14 protein-coding genes are annotated in these 20542 nt (G+C 60.2%); 11 read left to right on the top strand and 3 right to left on the bottom strand.

Annotated features, from left to right (window positions below):
* The first annotated feature begins 23 nt into the window (after window positions 1–23).
* From HMPREF2878_RS01030 to HMPREF2878_RS01010, 5 genes are all read left to right on the top strand, one after another.
* On the top strand, window positions 24–1493 hold the full coding sequence (locus HMPREF2878_RS01030) for a decaprenylphosphoryl-beta-D-ribose oxidase (protein ID WP_016421825.1): 1470 nt from the start codon (window positions 24–26) through the stop codon (window positions 1491–1493).
* Between the two features lie 25 nt (window positions 1494–1518).
* On the top strand, window positions 1519–2280 hold the full coding sequence (locus tag HMPREF2878_RS01025) for a decaprenylphospho-beta-D-erythro-pentofuranosid-2-ulose 2-reductase (RefSeq protein WP_049189783.1): 762 nt from the start codon (window positions 1519–1521) through the stop codon (window positions 2278–2280).
* A gap of 120 nt (window positions 2281–2400) precedes the next feature.
* Complete coding sequence (locus tag HMPREF2878_RS01020) at window positions 2401–4422, top strand: galactan 5-O-arabinofuranosyltransferase (protein ID WP_070652697.1); 2022 nt, start codon at window positions 2401–2403, stop codon at window positions 4420–4422.
* 118 nt (window positions 4423–4540) lie between these two features.
* Window positions 4541–7939, top strand: coding sequence for an arabinosyltransferase domain-containing protein (locus HMPREF2878_RS01015; RefSeq protein WP_070652696.1), 3399 nt, complete (start codon window positions 4541–4543; stop codon window positions 7937–7939).
* 40 nt (window positions 7940–7979) lie between these two features.
* Window positions 7980–9008, top strand: a complete 1029-nt coding sequence (locus HMPREF2878_RS01010; RefSeq protein ID WP_070652695.1) for a TIGR00730 family Rossman fold protein — start codon at window positions 7980–7982, stop codon at window positions 9006–9008.
* 27 nt (window positions 9009–9035) lie between these two features.
* Here the strand turns inward: HMPREF2878_RS01010 and HMPREF2878_RS01005 are convergent, their stop codons facing one another.
* Window positions 9036–9962 (bottom strand): glycoside hydrolase family 25 protein, encoded by a 927-nt coding sequence (locus HMPREF2878_RS01005; protein WP_070652694.1) that lies wholly within the window; start codon window positions 9960–9962, stop codon window positions 9036–9038.
* A gap of 106 nt (window positions 9963–10068) precedes the next feature.
* On the opposite strand from HMPREF2878_RS01005, the gene HMPREF2878_RS01000 reads away from it, so the two are divergent.
* The 3 genes from HMPREF2878_RS01000 (at window position 10069) to HMPREF2878_RS00990 (ending at window position 14604) form a co-directional block, all read left to right on the top strand.
* Window positions 10069–12102: a M13 family metallopeptidase gene (locus tag HMPREF2878_RS01000; protein ID WP_070429111.1), complete on the top strand. Its 2034-nt coding sequence runs from the start codon at window positions 10069–10071 to the stop codon at window positions 12100–12102.
* Window positions 12103–12361: 259 nt separating this feature from the next.
* A complete protein-coding gene (locus tag HMPREF2878_RS00995; RefSeq protein WP_049172610.1) occupies window positions 12362–13363 on the top strand; it encodes a sugar-binding transcriptional regulator in 1002 nt (333 codons plus the stop codon).
* Window positions 13364–13506: 143 nt separating this feature from the next.
* Entirely contained in the window at window positions 13507–14604 is a 1098-nt protein-coding gene (locus HMPREF2878_RS00990; protein ID WP_049172490.1) for a YihY/virulence factor BrkB family protein, read from the top strand.
* Here HMPREF2878_RS00990 and HMPREF2878_RS00985 read toward each other — a convergent pair.
* On the bottom strand, window positions 14599–15816 hold the full coding sequence (locus HMPREF2878_RS00985) for a NupC/NupG family nucleoside CNT transporter (RefSeq protein WP_048732023.1): 1218 nt from the start codon (window positions 15814–15816) through the stop codon (window positions 14599–14601). The two genes, HMPREF2878_RS00990 and HMPREF2878_RS00985, sit on opposite strands and share 6 nt — an antisense overlap.
* A 45-nt stretch (window positions 15817–15861) precedes the next feature.
* A complete protein-coding gene (locus tag HMPREF2878_RS00980) occupies window positions 15862–16281 on the bottom strand; it encodes a cytidine deaminase (RefSeq protein WP_049189792.1) in 420 nt (139 codons plus the stop codon).
* 169 nt (window positions 16282–16450) lie between these two features.
* On the opposite strand from HMPREF2878_RS00980, the gene HMPREF2878_RS00975 reads away from it, so the two are divergent.
* From HMPREF2878_RS00975 to HMPREF2878_RS00965, 3 genes are all read left to right on the top strand, one after another.
* Complete coding sequence (locus tag HMPREF2878_RS00975) at window positions 16451–17737, top strand: thymidine phosphorylase (RefSeq protein WP_070549373.1); 1287 nt, start codon at window positions 16451–16453, stop codon at window positions 17735–17737.
* 105 nt (window positions 17738–17842) lie between these two features.
* Window positions 17843–18493: a deoxyribose-phosphate aldolase gene (deoC, locus tag HMPREF2878_RS00970; RefSeq protein WP_016421813.1), complete on the top strand. Its 651-nt coding sequence runs from the start codon at window positions 17843–17845 to the stop codon at window positions 18491–18493.
* A gap of 10 nt (window positions 18494–18503) precedes the next feature.
* Complete coding sequence (locus tag HMPREF2878_RS00965; RefSeq protein WP_070439292.1) at window positions 18504–20267, top strand: phospho-sugar mutase; 1764 nt, start codon at window positions 18504–18506, stop codon at window positions 20265–20267.
* Window positions 20268–20542 lie beyond the last annotated feature (275 nt).

Genomic DNA, 20542 nt, shown 5'->3' with positions numbered 1-20542 from the left:
TGCAAAGGGGTAGCCTAGCCTTGATGTCCACTAACACTAACGGCAAGTCCAGCACCGATGCTTCGAACGGTGCCTACGGAGCCGTACACACAGAAGCCAGGACCCTGACCGGTTGGGGTCGTACCGCCCCCGCTAAGTCCCAGGTGCTGTCGACGCCGGACTTGGATGAAATCGTTAACGCCGTCAAGGCTGTCGCAGACCAGAACTCCGACAAGCCTGCCCACCTGCGCCGCGGTGTAATTGCCCGCGGTATGGGCCGCTCTTACGGCGACCCCGCCCAGAACTCGGGCGGTCTGGTCATCGACATGCAGAAGCTCAACAAGATCCACTCCATTGACCAGGAGTCGGCGATTGTTGATGTCGACGGCGGTGTCACGCTGGACCAGCTGATGAAGGCCGCACTGCCCTACGGCCTGTGGGTGCCGGTGCTGCCGGGAACTCGCCAGGTCACTATCGGTGGTGCCATTGGTCCGGATATTCACGGTAAGAACCACCACTCCGCAGGTTCCTTCGGCAACCACGTGCTGTCGATGGAGCTGCTGGTCGCTGACGGCCGTATCCTGCACCTTGAGCCGGAGGGCTCTGCAGACGACCCGGACGGCAAACTGTTCTGGGCAACCGTCGGCGGCATGGGCCTGACCGGCATTATTGTCCGCGCTCGGATCAAGATGACCAAGACCGAGACGGCCTACTTCATCGCCGACGGCGACATGACCCACACTCTGGACGAGACCATCGAGTTCCACTCCGATGGCTCCGAGGAGAACTTCACCTACTCTTCCGCGTGGTTCGACGCCATCTCACCGGAGCCGAAGCTGGGACGCGCCGCAATTTCCCGCGGTTCGCTGGCAACCTTGGCTCAGCTGGAGGAATACGCCCCGAAGCTGGCCAAAGATCCGCTGAAGTTCAACGCTCCGCAGCTGGTGACTGTGCCGGATATCTTCCCGTCCTTCACCATGAACAAGCTGACCATGATCAGCATTGGTGAGCTGTGGTGGCTGAAGTCCGGTACCTACCGCAACCAGGTGCAAAACCTCACGCAGTTCTACCAGCCGCTGGATCTCATCGGCGAGTGGAACCGCGGATATGGTTCCAAGGGCTTCCTGCAGTACCAGTTCGTTGTTCCGCGCGAGGCCGTCGAGCCGTTCAAGGAGATTGTCCGCGATATCCAGCGCTCCGGCCACTACTCGGCACTGAACGTATTCAAGCTGTTCGGCGAGGGTAACCGCGCTCCGCTGTCCTACCCGATGCCGGGTTGGAACGTCTGCGTGGACTTCCCGATCAAACCGGGTCTCGGCGCCTTCCTCGATGATTTGGATAAGCGCGTCATGGAGTTCGGCGGCCGCCTCTACCTGGCCAAGGAGTCGCGCACTTCCGCCGCTAACTTCCACCAGATGTACCCCGAGATGCAGAGCTGGCTGGACACCCGCAATGAGATTGACCCACACGGTGTCTTCGCCTCTGACATGTCGCGTCGACTGGAACTGCACTAAGACAACCGAGAGGATTTAAGCCCCAATGATTAATGCTGTAGGCGCTGCCCAGTCCATCCTGCTGCTCGGCGGCACTAGTGAAATCGGTCTGGCCATTACCGCCGAGTTCCTGAAGAAGGGCCCGGCCAAGGTCATCCTGGCTTCCCTGCCGAACGATCCGCTGCGCGAGGCCTCCGCTGAAAAGATGAAGGCCGCCGGCGCTTCCGAGGTGGTCACCCTCGACTTCGACGCAACGGACTTCGACTCCCACCCAGAGGTCGTCGATAAGGCATTTGCCGACGGCGACGTGGACATCTGCATCGTCGCGTTCGGCATGCTTGGCGACGCCGAGGAGCTCTGGCAGAACCAGCGCAAGGCCGTCCTGGCTGCGAACATCAACTACACCGGTGCGATGTCGATGGGTGTTCTCGTCGGTCAGAAGTTCAAGGCGCAGGGTCACGGCCAGTTCATTGCCATGTCCTCCGTTGCTGGCGAGCGCGTGCGTCGCTCCAACTTTGTCTACGGTTCCACCAAGGCCGGCCTGGATGGCTTCTACCTGAACCTGGGTGAGGCCCTGGAGGAGTACGGCGTGAAGACCCTGGTGATCCGCCCTGGTCAGGTCCGTACCCGTATGTCCGCCGACGTGGACGAGGCTCCGCTGACCGTGAATAAGGAAGATGTTGCCAAGCTCGCGGTGAAGTCCGTCGAGGCCGGTAAAACCCTGGTCTGGGCTCCGCCGGCATTCCAGCTGGTGATGATGGTGCTGAAGCACATTCCGCGCCCGATCTTCAAGAAGCTGCCGATTTAAGAGCGGGTTTCGAAGGACTCGATGGAACTCGGCGGAGCTTGACGGGGCTTGACGGGCTGACGTACCCACCTTTGGCTCCGCCGTTCGTCGGAGTCCGGTTCCTGTGCAAAACTTGAGGGCATGGTAGACAAGCAGGCCGAAACCTCGAGCGCTGACACCACGGGTGCCGACATCACTAGCGCCAACTCAACGGGCGCACGATCCTATAGTGAGCTGGTTGACGAAGATCGCTACGAAATCTTCAACGATGACCAGCTCTCCCTCAAGGCTGCCCTCCTCTACCTGGTCGCAGCGCTTGTGGGCGGTTCGGTTATCGCTCTGGCGTCCTGGTTTGTGTTCCACCGCCTGTCACTGCCGGCCTTTGGCGGCTCGCAGCTGACCAGGGCGGTCGCAACAGCGCTGATTGTCATCACGCTGACGCTCACCACCGTCCTGCTGTATTTCTTCGCCACCAAGGGCAAAGACAATCGCCCCCGGTGGCTAACGTGGTTGACGTACCTGATGGCTTACATGTCACCGGCCATTCTGGTGGTCTCTGCCGTCGGCCTGCCGCTGGGCTCGACCAAGCTGTGGTTAGACGGTCTGTCTGTCGACCAGGAGTTCCGCACTGAATACCTCACCAGGATGGCCGCGGAGCCTGGCCTGCATGACATGTCGTACATCGACATCCCGTCTTTCTACCCCGCTGGTTGGTTCTTCCTGGGCGGACGCCTGGCCAATATCCTGGGCATTGCCGGCTGGGAGGTCTTCCAGCCCTGGGCGTTGATGACACTCGCCGCTGCTGGCTGTGTTTTGATTCCGGTGTGGCAACGCCTGAGTGGCTCCCTGCCCGTGGCCACTGGCATTGCGCTGACAACCACGGCGGTCGCCCTGGCGACTGTCGCCGATGAGCCCTACGCCGCAGTCGTTGCTATGGGTCTTCCGGCGATGACCGTGATGGCCTGGCGCGGTCTCACCGGCGCCTGGTCCGCCATGTTTGGCGTGCTCGTCTTCCTGGGTATTTCTGCGACTTTCTACACTCTTTACACTGCCGTAGGCGCGCTTATTGTGGTCGTGTTGGCCGTGGTCGCGTGGACGTCGTCAAGCTCTTGGATGCCCGTAGTGCGCCTGATCATTATGGGCGTGGGGTCGATGCTGATTGCGGCGACGGTGTGGGGTCCGTACATGCTGGCGGTTGCGACGGGGGCACCGCGCTCGGGCGCGACAGCGACGCACTACCTGCCCCCGGAGGGCGCGCAGCTGCCTTTGCCGATGCTCGCCGCCAGCGTAATCGGTGTGCTGTGTTTCATCGGCGTCGTGCGCATGCTGGTCAGCGCCACGGAGCCGGATGCCCGCGCGCTCGGCCTGGGCACGCTGGTGCTCTATGGCTGGGTAGTTGCCTCGATGGTGGCGACGCTGCTCGGACGCACGCTGCTGGGGTTCCGCCTCACCGCACCGATTACGTTCATGTTGATTGCGGCTGGTGTGGTCGCGCTTGCCGACGCCCGTCTCAACGGCATCGAGAAGTATTGGCCGCAGGCGGCACCAGCTCACATTGCCAAGCGCGTTTCCGCGGTAATGGCGGCAGTCTTGCTGCTGGCGGGCATTGGCTACGCGCAGTCGATTCCGAATAAGTTGCATGGCGCCATCGACTTGGCGCATACCGACACCGACGGTAACGGCGAGCGCGCGGACCGCTTCCCACCGAATGCCGGGGCGTGGTACTCAGCGGTGGACCAAACGCTGAAGGAGGCCGGGCTCGATCCGGCCCAGACAGTGGTGCTGACGGATGAGAAGAATTTCCAAGCACTCTATCCCTGGTATGGATTCCAGGCACTGACCAGCCACTACGCTAACCCTCTGGGTGAGTTTGACCGCCGTAATCAGGCATTGGAGGAATGGTCGGAGATTCGCGATCCCGATGAGCTCGTACAGGCCATGGATGAAACGCCGTGGCGCGGACCGGATGCCATTGTGCTGCGGGGCGAGGTTGAGACACCTGATGGCGAGGATGCCGCTCCACTGACGTTGGACATCGCGGATGATATCTATCCGAACAATCCGAATGTGGTCTTCCGGAGCCTGAATTTTGCCCGCTCTGCATTTGAGAAGCACTGGGAGCTAAACCAGGTCGGCCCGTTCGTAGTGGCGGTTCGCAAGTAGGTATTGGGCGGCTATCCCCTGCTGTAAACGTGATTCCTGTTACTAATGTGGAAACTGTGATGTAACTTTCGCGTTGCAAACTCAAAGAAAAACGCCAATTACCGTAGTATCTTTCCTTGTGACTGCCGAAACTAAAGAAATCAAAGAAAGTGTCGACGGCTCACCCGAAGTGACCATCGACCGCGTGGAGAGACCGCCTATGGACGGCCCCTCTCCTACGACACTGACTCGTTGGACAGCGATTATCGCTGGAATCGTCGGTTTCATTTGCTTTGTCATCACACCGTTCCTCCCGGTCGTGAATACTCAGTCCTCCGTGTCTTGGCCTCAGCGCGACACACTGAACTCAGTGGATGCACCGCTTATGGCGCAGGCACCGTTGGATCTGAGCGTCGATCTGCCTCTGTCCCTGACGGATGAACTTTCCGACAAACGGACGACCCTGTTGTCGACTATCCCCCCGACCGCGGATAAGCCGACCAAACGGGGCCTGATGGTGCGTTCGGGCAAGGACGGCCTCGACGTCATTCTGCGCGACAGCGTGGTGATGAGCCTGGATAAGAAGGAGCTTGCCAGCAACAAGGGCAAGATCCTGGAGATCCGCTCAAACGAGCATGAGACCACCGTCAACATCGACGGCGCCAAGAACTCAGATGGTGAGAAGCTCACCGCCACCACACACGGCGATTACCGTCCGCAGGTCACCGGTATCTACACTGACCTGCCCGCTGACGGTGACGCGGCCAAGGCCGTAGCCGATGGACTCGATGTCCACATGAACATCGACTCCCGCTACACCTCACACCCGACAGTGGTGAAGTACATCGTCATGTACTTGGGTCTGCTTCTGACGCTGGCTTCCCTGGTCGCGTTGGCTCGCATTGACCGTATCGACGGTTCCCCTTTCACTCCGCTGTTCAAGCGCGGTGCGTTGAAGCCGACTCCGCTGGACATCCTGGTCGGCACGATTTTGGTTGTTTGGCACTTCATCGGTGGCAACACCTCCGATGACGGTTACATCTTCACCATGGCGCGCGTCTCCGACGAGTCGGGCTACATGGCGAACTACTACCGTTGGTTCGGCGCTCCTGAGTCACCGTTCGGCAGCCCTTACTACGACCTGCTGTCGCTGATGGTGAAGGTGTCCACCTCATCTCTGTGGATGCGACTACCGGCGCTGCTGTCCGCACTGCTGGTGTGGTTCATTATTTCCCGAATGGTTATCCCGCGCCTCGGCGACAAGATTGCCCAGCGCCGGGTGGCCTACTGGTCTGCTGCTGGTGTGCTGTTGGCCTTCTGGCTGCCGTACAACAACGGACTGCGCCCGGAGCCGGTCATTGCTCTGGGATCCCTGCTGACCTGGGTATTCATTGAGCGCGCAATTCTGACTCGACGCCTGCTGCCAGCTGCAGTCGCAGTGGTTATCGCCACGCTGGCACTGGGCTCGGGCCCAACGGGCCTAATGGCAGTTGCTGCCCTGCTCGCAGGCATCCCGATGCTGGTGCGCATTGTCGTTGAGCGCCATAAGGCTCTCGGTGGTGGTTGGCAGGCCCCACTGATGCAGATTGCGCCGTTCCTGGCTGCGGGCACCGCAATCTTGGTCGGTGTCTTCGGCGACCAGACTTTGGCCACGGTCCGCGAGTCCATTCGCGTCCGCAGCATCATCGGCCCGTCGGAGCCTTGGTACAACGAGTACGTCCGCTACTACTGGCTGGTGCTGCAGTCGGTCGACGGCGCCTTCCCGCGTCGTTTCCCAGTTCTGATTGCACTGGCGTGCTTGACCATCACGATTGCCGCGCTGCTTCGTCACCGCACCGTTCCGGGGGCTCTGGCCGGCCCGTCGGCACGCCTGGTGTTCATGTTCATCGGCACCATGTTCTTCCTGACCTTCACGCCGACAAAGTGGACGCACCACTTCGGCGTGTACGCGGGCATCGCGGCTTCCCTGGCAGCACTTGCCGCTATGGCCATTAGCCATTGGGTAGCAGGTAACCCGCGCAACCAGCTGTTCTTTGCCGGTGGTATCACCTTCATCCTCGCTTTCTCGCTGATGGGCATTAACGGCTGGTGGTATGTGTCGTCCTACGGCGTGCCGTGGTTCGACAAGACCATTCAGTTGCGCGGCCACCAGCTGGGTTCAGCAGTATTGGCTCTGGCCTTGCTACTGCTGCTGGCTGGTGCCGTAATGAACTTCGTCCAGGAGTTCCGTACCAAGCCGAAGTCGCAGGAAAAGTCGGCACGCGCGCGCCGCGTCAATGCAGTTGCATCGTCCCCGATTGCAGTGACGACGCTGCTGGTGACGATGTTCATGGTGGCTTCACTGGGCAAGGGCGCAGTATCGCAGTACCCGGCATACTCGGTCGCCGCGGGCAATATCCGCTCCTTGGCTGGTCAGACATGTAATATGGCGAGCGATGTGCTGATGGAAACCGATCCGAACGATGGCTTCCTGAATACCGTCGATGGCAAGCCGCTAGCGGAATCGTTGCGCGGTGGCGAGAAGAACCGTGGCTTCGACCCGAACGGCGTCCCGTCAAACATGAAGGCCGAAGCTGTGGACACCAGCCAGAGCCAGGCAAGTACTGCCGACACTGATGATCAGTCTACTGATCCGGACGCCACAGTTGAGGGCGGCTCCGCGTCGGGCACCGACGGCGGCAAGCGCGCCGACAAGGGTGTCAACGGCTCGCAGGTCGAGCTGCCATTTGGCTTGGATCCGGATAAGGTGCCGGTGCTTGGCTCCTACTCCGAGGACATTCAGCGTCCTGCAAGCCTGGAAACTTCCTGGTTCCAGCTGCCTGAGATTGACGAGGACCACCCGCTACTCGTCGTATCGGCGGCCGGCCGTATCTTCCACCACGACATCAACGGTGTGGCTCAGCAGGGTCGCAAGCTGGTGGCAGAGTACGGTCGCAAGGGCGGCGACGAGGATGGCTTCGAGGTCCTCTCCGAGTCGGAGCCGATTGATATCGGCCCTGCTCCGACCTGGCGTAACCTGCGCTTCCTGACCGAGGAGATCCCAGAGGGAGCGACCGCTGTGCGACTGGTCGCGGAGGACAATGACGTCTCCGAGGATCAGTGGCTGGCACTGACCCCGCCGCGCCTGGCCGAGCTGCAGTCGATGACTGATGTCATTTCGCCGGAAACTGCGACTATCCCGGACTGGCCGGTTGCCTTCCAGTTCCCGTGCCAGCGTCCGTTCGACCACTACGCAGGTGTCGCAGAGCTTCCGGAATACCGCATCACTCCGGACCGTGGCCTGAAGGTCGTCGGTGCAGATGTCTGGCAGTCGGTCGATGGCGGTGGTCCGCTCGGATTCTCCGACGCTGTGAATGAGGCTACGTCCGTACCGACTTACCTCAAGAACGACTGGCGCCGCGACTGGGGTTCCGTCGAGAAGCTCTCGCCGCGTCCGAATAAGGACAAGGTCAAGCCGGATGTCGCCGAAATTGAGTATGAAGATATCACTCGCTCGGGTCTATACTCGCCCGGGAAGATGATTGTGAAGGATCCCTAGGCGAAAGAGCCTCGGTGCCTCCTTCACCTAAGGAGACCGAGTGACTGCACAAACCCGTTCCATCGTTGTCGCCGCAATGGTTGTGACTGACCCGGTGGGGCGGGTTTTGTGCGTTCGTAAGCGGGGCACGGATACGTTCATGCTGCCCGGCGGCAAGTTCGAGCCGGGTGAGTCCGTCGATCACCCGGAGGTCACCGCCGCGCGCGAAGTCTCCGAGGAGCTCGGCGTGGACATCGAGCTATCGCAGCTGCGTCCGTGGAATATCGCCCGTGCGGCCGCCGCCAACGAGGCGGGCTTCGAGGTCGTCGGCCACCATGTGCGCTATGTCGGCGAGTTCACCGATGAGCTGGCGAACGTTCAGCCCCACGCCGAAATTGAAGAGGTCCGCTGGCTCGACCCCTGGCTACCGACCGGGAAAATCGCCCCTATGCTGGTCGAAACCACTCTGCCGAAGCTCCGCGAAGAGCTGCCCCAGCTTGCCGCTGGCCGTGAGCAGCCACAGCGCGCACTGTCGTCACTGACTGTCTTCTGCGGCTCCGGCTTCGGCAACGATCCCGCCTGGCGCGTCACCGCCGAACGCCTCGGCCAGACACTCGCGGAAAATCGGGTGGAGCTCGCCTACGGGGGCGCGGCGATTGGTCTTATGGGCACGGTTGCTAACGCGTCGCTTGACGACGGCGGCAGTGTCACCGGTGTCATCCCCGAGGTCCTGGTCAAGAAGGAAATTGCCCATCCGCGGCTGACTCACCTGGAAACTGTTGCGACTATGGCCGACCGCAAGTCGCGCATGTATGAGCTTGGCGATGCTTTTGTTGCGCTCCCCGGCGGCGCGGGCACGCTGGAGGAGTTCTTCGAAGTGTGGACCCAGCAGCACCTGGGGATTCATGCCAAGCCAGTGGCGTTGCTGGGTCCTTCGGGCTTTTGGGAGCCACTGTTGGCTCTGCTCCGCAACGTTGTGGATGCGGGTTTTGTGCGGCCGGAGCTTCTCGATGCGCTTATTGTCGTCGACGACGTCGACAAGCTCCTGCCTGCGTTGATTGCGTGGCGTGCGGGGCGGACGAAGTTTTAGCCCGACCCCAGACCCCACAACATCCTGCTAGTGAGCAGCAGCCAGCTGCTGCAGCTCAGCTTCGGTGCCGTTGAAGACGTCCTCGTCCACGTTGGTCGGGATGCCATCGACGCGGCCGGTGGAGGAACGCTGCCAGAAGGCCATACTCTCCCAACCACCCGGCAGTGAGGTCGGAGCGCTGTCTTCGTAGGCGGCGAGCCACAGCGGGTAGTCGGTGAAGTCGGTCGAGTTACCCATCGGGTTCTGCCAGAACCAACGGTAGGTGTAAATCATCGGGGTTTCGCCGGTCTTTTCCTCTACGCGCTCGAGGAAGTCCTTGGTCCACTTCTGCAGCTGGGTCGGGTTGAGGCCATTATCCAGCTCGATGTCCAGCACCGGCGGCAGTGTCTTGTCTGTGGAGATTTGCTCATCGCGCTGCTGCAGTGCTTCTACGTACTGGTCAGCCTGCGCAATTGCGGAGCGATCCGGATGTGCCTTGTGGTAGCTGCCCACATACAGACCGGCCTTCGCTGCAGCAATGGAGTCCTCGAGGAAGTACTTCTGGTCACCTTCGACACCGTCGGTGGCCTTGATGAAAGCGAACTTCTGGCCGCTGGCTGCGACCTCGTCCCATTTCAGCGCGACGCCACCTGGGCGCTGCCACTTGGAAACGTCCACGCCGGTCGGCCCCATGTTGAAGCCGGTGCGAGCCGAGTTTGACGATGCGCTGGTAGCCGAACCAGTTGACGAACCGTTGGCATCAGAGCCCTGCGACTCCTGAACAGTCAAAAAGTCGAGCGACCCCTTGGAATCAGCAGCGGACTGGTTGGAGTGTGCAGATGCGTCCTGTGTTTGTGCGTCTGCCGGTGCAATAACACCCAAGGTCAGCGGCGCAACGGCCACGATACTTGCCAAAGTGGCGCGTCCCGGGCGTCGCTTCAACACCGCGTTCGCGGAAAGTGGAAGAAATTTCATGGTTTGCACCTTACCCCCTAAACCACTTCAGCCCCATTCGTAAGCCTAAACTTATTCCACCCCTCCAGTCACAGCTTCAATCCGCCCTTGCCCCTAGACTGGCGGCATGACAAATAGCACTAATACTGAGACCCAGTCCGCAACGTCCCAATTCTCAACAACTCCTCGCCCGCAGGACGACCTCTACTTGGCCACCAACGGTGGGTGGATTAGCAATCACGTCATCCCGGCTGACCGCCCCATCGATGGCGCCTTTTACAAGCTGCGGGATGAGGCGGAGGAAAACGTCCGCGAGCTCATCACCACTGCCGCCGATGCGGATCCGAATTCCCGCGTCGCTCGCTTGTACAACTCTTTTATGGACGAAGCCGCTATTAATAACGCCGGCGCAGCTCCTCTCGCGCAGGATCTAGAAATGATTGCCTCCGCCGAGAACGCGCATGAGCTGGCGTTGGCGCTCGGCCGCCTCGACCGCCTCGGTGTCGGTGGTGCGCTCGGGTACTGGGTAGAGAAGGATTCCGGCTCGGACCTGGATGCTCTCTATCTGTTGCAGTCGGGCCTCGGCCTCCCGGATGAGGCTTACTACCGCGAGCCTGGTCACGCCGACACCCTCGCTGCCTATGAGCAGCATGTTGCCGCTATGTTGAAGCTTCTCTCCTCGCATGACGACGGCGCGGGGAACCTCTCCACCGCGCTTGCTGCATTCGAGTTGGTGGACCCGGCCGCTGCGGCGGCGCGCATCGTGGCTTTTGAAAAGCGTATTGCCGCTGGTCACTGGAATGTGGTCGATACCCGCGATGCACTGAAGACCTATAACAAGACGGCCATTTCTGACCTCCCCACCGGCTTCCCGGTCGCGGAGTGGCTCGCGGCCACCGGTGTCAATGAGACGAACCAGACTGCCATCGACACCATCGTGGTGATGATGCCGTCGTACTTCGAGCACTTGAGCAAGTTGTGGCAGGACACTGACCTGGCAGATCTGCGCCTGTGGGCACTGTGGCGCGTCCTCCACCAGCGCGCCGCCTACCTGTCGGATGACTTCTCTGCGGAGAGCTTTAACTTCTACGGCCGCACCCTGCAGGGTTCGACCGAGCAGCGTGCACGCTGGAAGCGTGGTGTTGCCTTTGCGGACGGGGCGGTTGGACATGACGTCGGCAAGCTGTATGCGGAAAAGCACTTCCCTCCGGAGTACAAGGAGCAGGTCCTGGAACTGGTGGACTACCTGCTGGCGGCGTACCGGGAGCGAATTTCGAAGCTGCCGTGGATGACGAAGGCGACACAGGAGCGGGCGCTGGAGAAGCTGTCGCTGTTTAAGGCCAAGATTGGCTACCCGGAGCGTTGGCGTGATTACTCGGCGATGGAGCTCGGGGATTCACTGATGGACAATGCTCGCGCTGCCAGCGCTTTTGCGCATGATTATGAGGTGGCAAAGCTGGGAACCCCGGCCAATCGTGATGAGTGGCATGGCACTCCGCAGACGGTCAATGCCTTCTACAATCCGGTGGTCAATGACATCACGTTCCCGGCTGCGATTTTGCAGTCGCCGTTCTTCTCACCGGACGCTTCCCCGGCGGAGAACTTCGGTGGCATCGGTGCGGTTATTGGTCACGAGATTGGTCATGGTTTTGATGACCAGGGCTCGCAGTATGACGGTCACGGCAACCTTCACCAGTGGTGGACCGATGAGGATCGCGCAGCTTTTGAGAAGCTGACCTCCGCACTGGTGGACCAGTACGAGGGCCTGGTTCCGCAGGCTCTGCGCGAGCAGGCCGAGGAGGGCGCTGACCTGCCCGGTGTCAACGGTCGCTTCACCCTGGGAGAGAACATCGGTGACTTGGGCGGGCTTGGTATTGCTGTCGTCGCTTTCCGCCGTTTCCTCGCTGCCCGCGGAAAGGAACTCGGGTTGGAGGACACCCCCGAGACCTACCGTGACCTGTTCAAGCAGTGGGCACTGGTCTGGCGTTCCAAGATTCGTCCGGAGTTTGCACGTCAGCTGCTTGCCATTGACCCGCACTCGCCGGCGGAGTTCCGCTGCAACGTCATTGCCAGCAACATCGATGAGTTCCATGAGGCCTTCGGCACTTCAGCGGGGGACGGCATGTGGCGTGAGCCGAATGAGCGCGTGAATATCTGGTAATTCTGCGGGAACCCAACCTGCGCTGCCTTATCCTCCGATGCTTTCCGGGCTCTCCGATGCCTTCCGCAGCCTCCGGGGACAGCAAACGCCTCACCGTTTACTACAAATGCAAAAGCTGACTTTTTGTTTTTGCAAACGTAGAACTAAAATCACAGGTGAGGCGCACGCTTTCCCGATGACCAAGTCGGGCAGGGTCCCAATCAAGCGAGGTTCCTGTTACAAGTGCGCTTACTAAGTGCTCTTGCTGGAGGAGGCCGCTGTGGACACCCGCGACATCCAAGCACTCACCGCCGTCAAGCTCTATTACGGCGAGGGGCTCACACAGTCTCAGGTTGCAACCGAACTCGGGGTTTCCCGCCCAACGGTCTCTAAACTGCTCAACCTTGGCCGTGAGCGCGGTTACGTGCGCATTGAAATCCACGACCCGCGCGAGGAAGCCTCAGAGACCGCGACGCAGATGCGGGATCGCTACCAGCTCAACGATGTGCGCCTGGCGCAACCGGCACGCGCTGGCAACGCGGTCTTGCTCCGCGAGTTGGGGCGTGTGGGCGCCGAGCTTCTCGACGAGCTGGTGGTCGACGGTACCCTTCTCGGTGTTTCGTGGGGTAAGACCATGTACTCCGTATCCACGCAACTGAAGTCCAAGGATGTCTCGGGCGTGGAAATTGTGCAGCTCAAGGGCGGAATGAGTCATTCCGATAAGTCGACGAATGACATCCGCACTATTGGCGGGTTCTGCCACGCTTTCCATGCCTATGCCCGCACATTGCCGCTGCCGGTGATTTTCGATTCGGTCGAGACCAAGCGCATCGTGGAACAGGATCGGTTCATCGCCAGCGTATTGGCGCTTGGCCGGACGGTGGACATTGCCGTTTTCACTGTCGGCGCAGTCGACCATGATTCACTGGCCTTGAACTTGGGGCAGCTGTCGGCAACCGAAAAGGACTTACTCGTGGAGCGCGCAGTGGGCGATGCCTGCTCACGCTTCTACCGCCCGGACGGTGGCATTGCGCTGCCAGAGGTCGATGCCCGCACGGTAGGTATCAGCCTCTCTGACCTGCGCCGGATCCCCACTCGGGTACTTGTGGCCGGTGGCGCACACAAGGCCGAGGCTATCGATGTGGCCCTTCGAACAAAGTTGGCCACTCACTTGGTCATTGACGATGCCACCGCCGAGCGCCTACTTTCGCTCGACTCATCGGACTCACCGGGCTCGCCAGACTCACCCACTAGCTCCACCCCTCCCTCTGCCACGGATTAGCTGTCTCGGGACGCATCAGTACAAAGAACTGACACCCGGGCCCGAGAAGCGTCTCTGCCCTCTTCGACCGATAGACTTAAGCGAGCGCAGATGTCCGCATATATGTTGCAGCCGCTGTCCGGTCGGAGAGGACGATTCTTTAGGTGTCACCAGCACAGCAGATCAAGCACACACTCCAGGCCTACGAGTCGGCGGACGCATCTTTTGCTCAGTCCGCGAAGAAGTTGCCACCCGTGGGGTGGAAAGGAGCGCTCTACGCTCTCAAGCGTGCGGGTATCGAGTTTTTCTTGGAGCTCGGTTTCGACGCCGCCGCGAAGTTGACTTACTACACGGTGCTAACCTTCGCACCCGCACTGCTTGCGATTTACTCAATTGCCACGCTGATGTTGTCCGGTTACACCGATGACCTCAACCGACTGACCGAGGATTTCATCCGCAGCTACATTCCAGCTGAGTATGCCGAACCGATTCGCAATGTCATCTCAACGATTATCGGCTCCGCCACGGGCGGTCTCGTCGCACTGACTATCGGTATTGTCTTTGCGCTGATTTCGTCGTCGGCCTACACGCGCGCATTTTCGCGCACGGGTAACTCCATCTATGGCGTATCCGAAGGCCGCACGCTTATTCGCTACCACCTGCTCATGGTCGCCATTACGCTATTGCTGCTCATTGGCACGGTGGTACTGCTCATTGCGATTGTTGTCAATGACCAGCTAGTTATCACCATCGTCGAACCGGTTGCCCGCCCGTTGGGTATTGAATCGACCACGCGACAGGTCATTGACTTCTGCATCTCCGTCTGGAGTTGGCTGCGCTGGCCGGTCATTATCGTCATGTCGATGATTCTGATTGGCTCGCTGTACTACTTCACACCGAATGTGCGCATGCGCAAATTCCGCTGGCTCAGTACCGGTTCGGCACTGGCAATTATCAGCTCGCTGGGTATTGGCAAGGCATTGCAGCTTTACCTGTTCAACTTTGCGGCTTCAAACCCCTACGGCGCCATGGGTGCCGTCATTGCTCTCATGACTGCACTTTGGGGCATTAATGTCGTCGTGGTCTTCGGCTTCAAGCTGGATGCCGAGGTTGAGAGGATGCGCCAACTGCGCGCCGGCCTGCCCGCAGAGCGATACATCCAGCTTCCACCCCGAGCTACCGCGGCCGCCGAGGGCGAGCAGAAAATCCATCAGAATCTAGAAAAGCAGGCGGCCGAATTCCGAACTGAGGAAGAGCTATAGCGCAATCACACCCACAATTGCAGCGTTGAGCAGGTTGGTGCACAGACCCGCAATCAGCGCCAGCGGACCGTTCTTGGCAATCTCACCGCGACGCTCCGGCGATAGCGCACCGAAGGAACCGATCTGAATTGCAATGGAAGACAGGTTGGCGAAGCCAGCCAGGGCGAAGGTCGCCAACATGATGGACTTCGGATCCAGCGAGTCGACGTGCTCCGAGAACGAGGTGTAGCCGACGAACTCGTTCAGAATCGTCTTCTCACCAATGAAGCTACCGACCAGCCCTGCGTTCTCCCACGGCACACCAATCAACCAGGCAATCGGCGCGAAGATTAGGCCGAACAGCCCCTCCAGTGACCAGTTTTCCTGACCGAACCAGCCGCCGATGCCGCCAATCATGGCCGACAGCATCGCAATCACAGCGATGAACGCAATCAACAGACATGCCACAACCACAGCGATACGACCGCCGGCCAACGCACCCGATCCTAGCGCGTCAATGACGTTCTTCGACTCAGTGTCGCGGACATCCTTCACCGACGCATCCAGATCGGATTCCTCCGTCTCCGGCCAGAAAGTCTTCGCAATCAGCAGCGAGCCCGGCGCGTTCATTACCGATGCCGCCAGCAGGTACTCCAATGGCGCACCGAGCAGGGAGTAACCAATCAACGTCGATCCGGCCACCGAAGCAAAACCGCCCGACATACATGCGAACAGCTCCGACTTGGTCAGTTTCGGAATATACGGCTTAACGACGAGCGGAGCCTCCGACTGCCCGAGGAAAATCACCGTGGAAGCGAAGACGGACTCTACCTTCGAGGTTCCCATAATGAACTTCAGTGCGGACCCGACATACTCAACGAAGTACTGCACTACCCGCAGGTAGTAGAGGGCACCGAGGACTGCGCCCAGGAAGATGATCACTGGCAGCACGTTGAGCACGAAGACGAAGTTTTTCCCCGTGCCGTCGAAAAGATTACCGAAGACAAATGAGGTGCCCTCATTTGTAAAGTCGATCATCTTCTCAATGGCACCGGCGACGCTCTTCAACGCCTGGAAGCCGGGTTCCCACTTCAGCACTACCAGCGCGAACACCGCTTGCAGCAGCAGGCCAACGCCGAGCGTGCGCCAGTTAATGGCTTTCCTGTTCTTTGAGATAGCAATGGCAAATCCGATGACGAGGATGATGCCCAGTAAGCCTTGCAGTCTATCCATGACTAAGGTCTTCTTTCTTGATAAAAGAGGCTGTGGTGATGATGCCTACAGGTCCTCGGGACCAAAGGCGTAAGGGAGAATTTTTTCGAAGTCGATGCTGGCCGGAGCGCCTAAACCACCATTTTCCGGGCGCTCGGATTCCACAATGACACGCTTGCACCCAAATTCGTGCAGGACCTGCCGACAGGCACCACAGGGGTGGCACGGTGCCGCCTTTCGCCCGACAATGGCACAGGCCGCAATCTTATGGTTGCCGCCGTGCTCCGCGACCATGCGGAACACGGCTGTGCGCTCTGCGCAGTTGGTCAACCCATAGGACGCATTTTCCACGTTGCAGCCTGTGACCACCGTGCCGTCGTCAAGCAGAAGTGCGGCACCGACCGGAAAACCTGAATAGGGGACGTACGAGTTTTCCGTGGCTGCGTAGGCCTTAGCCAGTAGTTCTTCGTCTGAGATGTGGGACATTGTGCTCTCCCTCCCCGAGCCTGTGCGAGGTGTTTATGCAAACATACTTATGTGGGTACAAATGGAAAGTTAACTATTGACATTTGTTCTAGTGCTGATGATAATCGGAATCAGCAGAGTTCACAAGACCAATATCGCTAAGCACAATCGCCTATAAAAGGAGCGAACAATGGCTGAAAAGTTCGATGTAGTTGACGTCATCAAGGTAAAGCGTGATGGCGGTGAACTCAGTCCGGAAGAGATTTCCTGGGTCATTGACGCCTACACTCGCGGCGTCGTGGGCGATGAACAGATGGCGGCGCTGAACATGGCCATCTTTATCCGCGGCATGAACCGTCGCGAAATTGTGGATTGGACTCAGGCGATGATTGACTCGGGCGAGACCATGAGCTTCGCATCGCTGAGCAAGCCCACCACGGACAAGCACTCCACCGGTGGTGTCGGTGACAAGATCACGCTGCCGCTGGGCCCACTGGTGTCCTCCTACGGCGTGGCCGTCCCGCAGCTGTCCGGCCGCGGCCTCGGCCACACCGGCGGCACCCTGGACAAGCTGGAATCCATTCCTGGCTGGCAGGCTGATGTTCCGAATGACCGCTTGATGCAGATCCTGGAGGATTCCGGCGCGGTCGTCGCAGCAGCCGGTGCGGGTCTGGCACCTGCGGATAAGAAGATTTACGCGCTGCGTGACATCACCTCGACGGTGGACTGCATTCCGCTGATTGCCTCGTCGATCATGTCCAAGAAGATTGCGGAGGGCACCTCCAGCTTGGTGCTGGATGTCAAGGTCGGTTCAGGCGCTTTCATGAAGGATCTGAATCAGGCCCGCGAACTGGCCCGCACCATGGTTGACCTGGGCAACGACGCGGGCGTGAATACCCGCGCACTGTTAACGGACATGTCCACTCCGCTGGGCCTGACCATCGGCAACGCCCTCGAGGTCCGCGAATCGGTGGAGGTTCTCGCTGGCGGTGGCCCCACGGACGTCGTGGAGCTGACCTGTGAGCTGGCCCGAAACATGCTGGAGCTGGCCGGCGTACACGATGCTGACGTGGAGCAGGCTCTGAAGGACGGCCGCGCAATGGATTCGTGGAAGAAGATGATCCGCGCTCAGGGCGGCGATCCGGATGCCGCGTTGCCGGTGGCACCTCACACGCACGATGTGGTTGCGCAGGCTGACGGTTACCTGACCAAGCTGGATGCACTGGCTCTCGGCGTTGGTTCCTGGCGCTTGGGCGCAGGACGTGCTCGTAAGGATGATCCGGTGCAGGCCACTGCCGGTATTGAGATTTTCGCCAAGCCGGGAGACAAGGTGGTCAAGGGTCAGAAGCTGCTCACGCTGCACACTGAAACTCCGGATAAGTTCGAGCGCGCTCTCGAGTCCATCGAGCCGGGCATTGAAATCGGCGACACCGCGCCGACAGCCGAGCGCGAGATTATCCTCGATCGCGTGTCCTAGAAAATTTCTGACGGGCTCGCGCCGGCGCCACTTCCCCGCCCCGAGCCCGCCATCTCCCTACTTTGACGCTCTCTCCCAAATTTCCGAAAGGACTTGATTTCTCCCATGACTTCCCGCGCTGATGTTGCCAAGATGATTGACCACACCCTGCTCAAGCCAGAAGCCACCTCTGACCAGGTCAAGGCTCTTATCGCCGAGGCCGCCAAGCTCGGCACCTACTCCATCTGCATCTCCCCCTCGCAGCTCCCAGTCGAGGTGCCTGAGGGCCTGCACATCGCCACTGTCGTAGGCTTCCCCTCCGGTGCGGTGAAGGCCGAGGTCAAAGCCACCGAGGCCGCCCGCGCCGTGGTCGATGGTGCCGAAGAGATTGACATGGTCATCAACATCGCCTTCGCCAAGGAGCACCGCTTCGACGACCTTGAGGCCGAAATCAAGACTGTTCGCGATGCCATTCCGGGCAAGGTTCTGAAGGTCATCATCGAGTCGGCCGCCCTGACCGATGAGGAAATCATCGCAGCTTGCAAGGCCTCCGAGTCCGCAGGCGCAGACTTCGTCAAGACCTCCACAGGTTTCCACCCAGCTGGTGGCGCTTCCGCTCACGCCGTGAAACTCATGCGCGAAACCGTGGGCGACCGCCTTGGAGTCAAAGCCTCTGGCGGTATCCGCGATGCCGCTGCCGCTGAGGAAATGATCGCCGCTGGCGCCTCTCGCCTGGGCCTTTCTTCCTCCGCCGCTGTCCTCGACGGTCTGAAGTAGGCTAACCCCGATGCTCTCCGAACAGCTACAAGCCACCATCACCGATTGGATCGCCCACGATCCGGACTCGGCCACCGCCGCTGAGCTCTCCTCGCTTTACGACGAAGCCAAGGCCGCCAACCCCGATGCGATTGCCGAGCTGGAAAGCCGTTTCGCCGGGCCACTCGAATTCGGCACTGCAGGTCTTCGCGGTGTCGTTGCCGCTGGTCAGTCTCGCATGAACCGTGCCACGGTCATCCGTGCCACCGCTGGCCTGGTTGCGCATCTGAAGAACATTGTCGGCGATGACTTCACCGTGGTCATTGGTTGCGATGCCCGCCACGGCTCCGCTGATTTTCACCGCGATGCCGCCGCGGTTGTCGCCGCAGCCGGTGGCAAGGCCCTGGCCCTGCCGCAGCAGCTGCCCACACCGGTGACCGCCTTTGCCGTACGCCACCTCAATGCCGATGCCGGCATTATGGTCACAGCCAGCCACAATCCGCCGAAGGACAACGGTTACAAGGTTTACCTCGGTGGCCGCGCGGTGGAGTCTGATTCCCGCCGAGGCGTCCAGATTATCGCGCCCCATGACAAGCAAATTGCGGACGCCATTGCCGCTGCTCCACCAGCTGATGAGGTTCCGCGTGACTTCGATGCCGTCGAGCAGGTTGGTCCTGAACTACTGGACGCCTATGTGAAACGGGCGGCTGCGCTCGCAACGACGTCGTCAAGCGAAGAGAAGCAGGCAGCGAAGATTGTTCTCACCCCGATGCATGGTGTCGGTGGCGAGACCATCGTGCGCACACTGAACGCGGCAGGTTTCTCGAATGTCAGCGTGGTTGAGAAGCAGTTCGCGCCGGATCCGGAGTTCCCGACGGTATCGTTCCCGAACCCGGAGGAAGCCGGGGCGCTGGATCTTGCGTTTGAGCTGGCACGTGCTGAAGACGCGGATGTCATCATCGCGGCTGATCCGGATGCGGACCGCTGCTCGGTAGCTATTCCGGACAGCGGCGTCGATGGCGGCTGGCGACAGCTCTCCGGCGATGACATCGGTGCGTTTCTGGGTGAAGTCATCGCTGCGGATGCCGAGGCCCGTGGGATTGCGACCGTGACCAATGATGAGGGCGCAGAGTTTCCGGCCACAATGGCTAACTCGATTGTGTCCTCGCGCCTGCTGGGCAAGATTGCCGCAGGTCACGGACTGAATTATCGCGCTACACTGACCGGCTTTAAGTGGATTGCTGGTGTGGACGGGCTCGTCTTCGGCTACGAGGAGGCCATTGGCTACTGCACTGACCCGGCAGTCGTGCGAGACAAAGACGGCGTATCTGCGGCGGTGCGTGTCGCCGACGCGGTGGCGCGACTGAAGGGCCAGGGTCTTGGCATCCAGGACCTGCTGGATGATGTTGCCCGTGCCCACGGTCTCTACAAGACCGCCCCGTTGACCTTCCGTGTCGAGGACCGGTCGCTGATTACCAAGGGCATGGACACTCTGCGCGCCAACCCGCCTGCACAGCTGGCCGGAGCGAAGGTCACGCAGGTCACGGACATGAATGATGGCCTAGACATGGTCGACGCCAAGGGCGAGAGCTATCACATCCCGCCTACTGACGGCATTCTCATCCTCACCGAGGCCAACGACCGCGTCATTGCCCGGCCTTCCGGCACGGAACCGAAGCTGAAGTGCTACCTGGAAGTCGTGCTGCCGGTCGCTTCGGCCGCGATTCCGCACGTGGCCGCGGCCGAGCGGCTCGACCAGATTAAGGCCGAACTCAAGGAAATCCTGGGGATGTAGCCACTAAGCAGCTAACCAATAGGCAGCTACCAGCTACACCTCGCAACAAACTGGGGTGCGCATGAACGAAACGGCCGAAAAATGGCCGTGGGGTTTCACGCGCGCCCCAGTTTCACATATGCAGCCCGGAGTCTTGGGCCGGCTCACAAGTTACTGACTAGGTTTATGACAAAAACAAGCAGAAATTAGTGCCGAAACTGACATAAACTTAGGCAGTTTCTCGATGGTCACAACCTCATTTGAAGCTCACCACCTCATTTCGGGTCTAGCTAAAC

The sequence above is a fragment of the Corynebacterium sp. HMSC065H09 genome (genome assembly GCF_001812845.1).
Classification (GTDB): Bacteria; Actinomycetota; Actinomycetes; order Mycobacteriales; family Mycobacteriaceae; genus Corynebacterium; species Corynebacterium jeikeium_D.
This window is presented reverse-complemented; position numbering and strand designations above follow the sequence as displayed.

Bases quoted from the DNA above. Each gene is read 5' to 3' on its own strand.
- HMPREF2878_RS01030 (WP_016421825.1), top strand. From the start codon at position 24: ATGTCCACTAACACTAACGGCAAGTCCAGCACCGATGCTTCGAACGGT.
- HMPREF2878_RS01025 (WP_049189783.1), top strand. From the start codon at position 1,519: ATGATTAATGCTGTAGGCGCTGCCCAGTCCATCCTGCTGCTCGGCGGC.
- HMPREF2878_RS01020 (WP_070652697.1), top strand. From the start codon at position 2,401: ATGGTAGACAAGCAGGCCGAAACCTCGAGCGCTGACACCACGGGTGCC.
- HMPREF2878_RS01005 (WP_070652694.1), bottom strand. From the start codon at position 9,962: ATGAAATTTCTTCCACTTTCCGCGAACGCGGTGTTGAAGCGACGCCCG.
- HMPREF2878_RS01000 (WP_070429111.1), top strand. From the start codon at position 10,069: ATGACAAATAGCACTAATACTGAGACCCAGTCCGCAACGTCCCAATTC.
- HMPREF2878_RS00985 (WP_048732023.1), bottom strand. From the start codon at position 15,816: ATGGATAGACTGCAAGGCTTACTGGGCATCATCCTCGTCATCGGATTT.
- HMPREF2878_RS00980 (WP_049189792.1), bottom strand. From the start codon at position 16,281: ATGTCCCACATCTCAGACGAAGAACTACTGGCTAAGGCCTACGCAGCC.
- HMPREF2878_RS00975 (WP_070549373.1), top strand. From the start codon at position 16,451: ATGGCTGAAAAGTTCGATGTAGTTGACGTCATCAAGGTAAAGCGTGAT.
- deoC (WP_016421813.1), top strand. From the start codon at position 17,843: ATGACTTCCCGCGCTGATGTTGCCAAGATGATTGACCACACCCTGCTC.
- HMPREF2878_RS00965 (WP_070439292.1), top strand. From the start codon at position 18,504: ATGCTCTCCGAACAGCTACAAGCCACCATCACCGATTGGATCGCCCAC.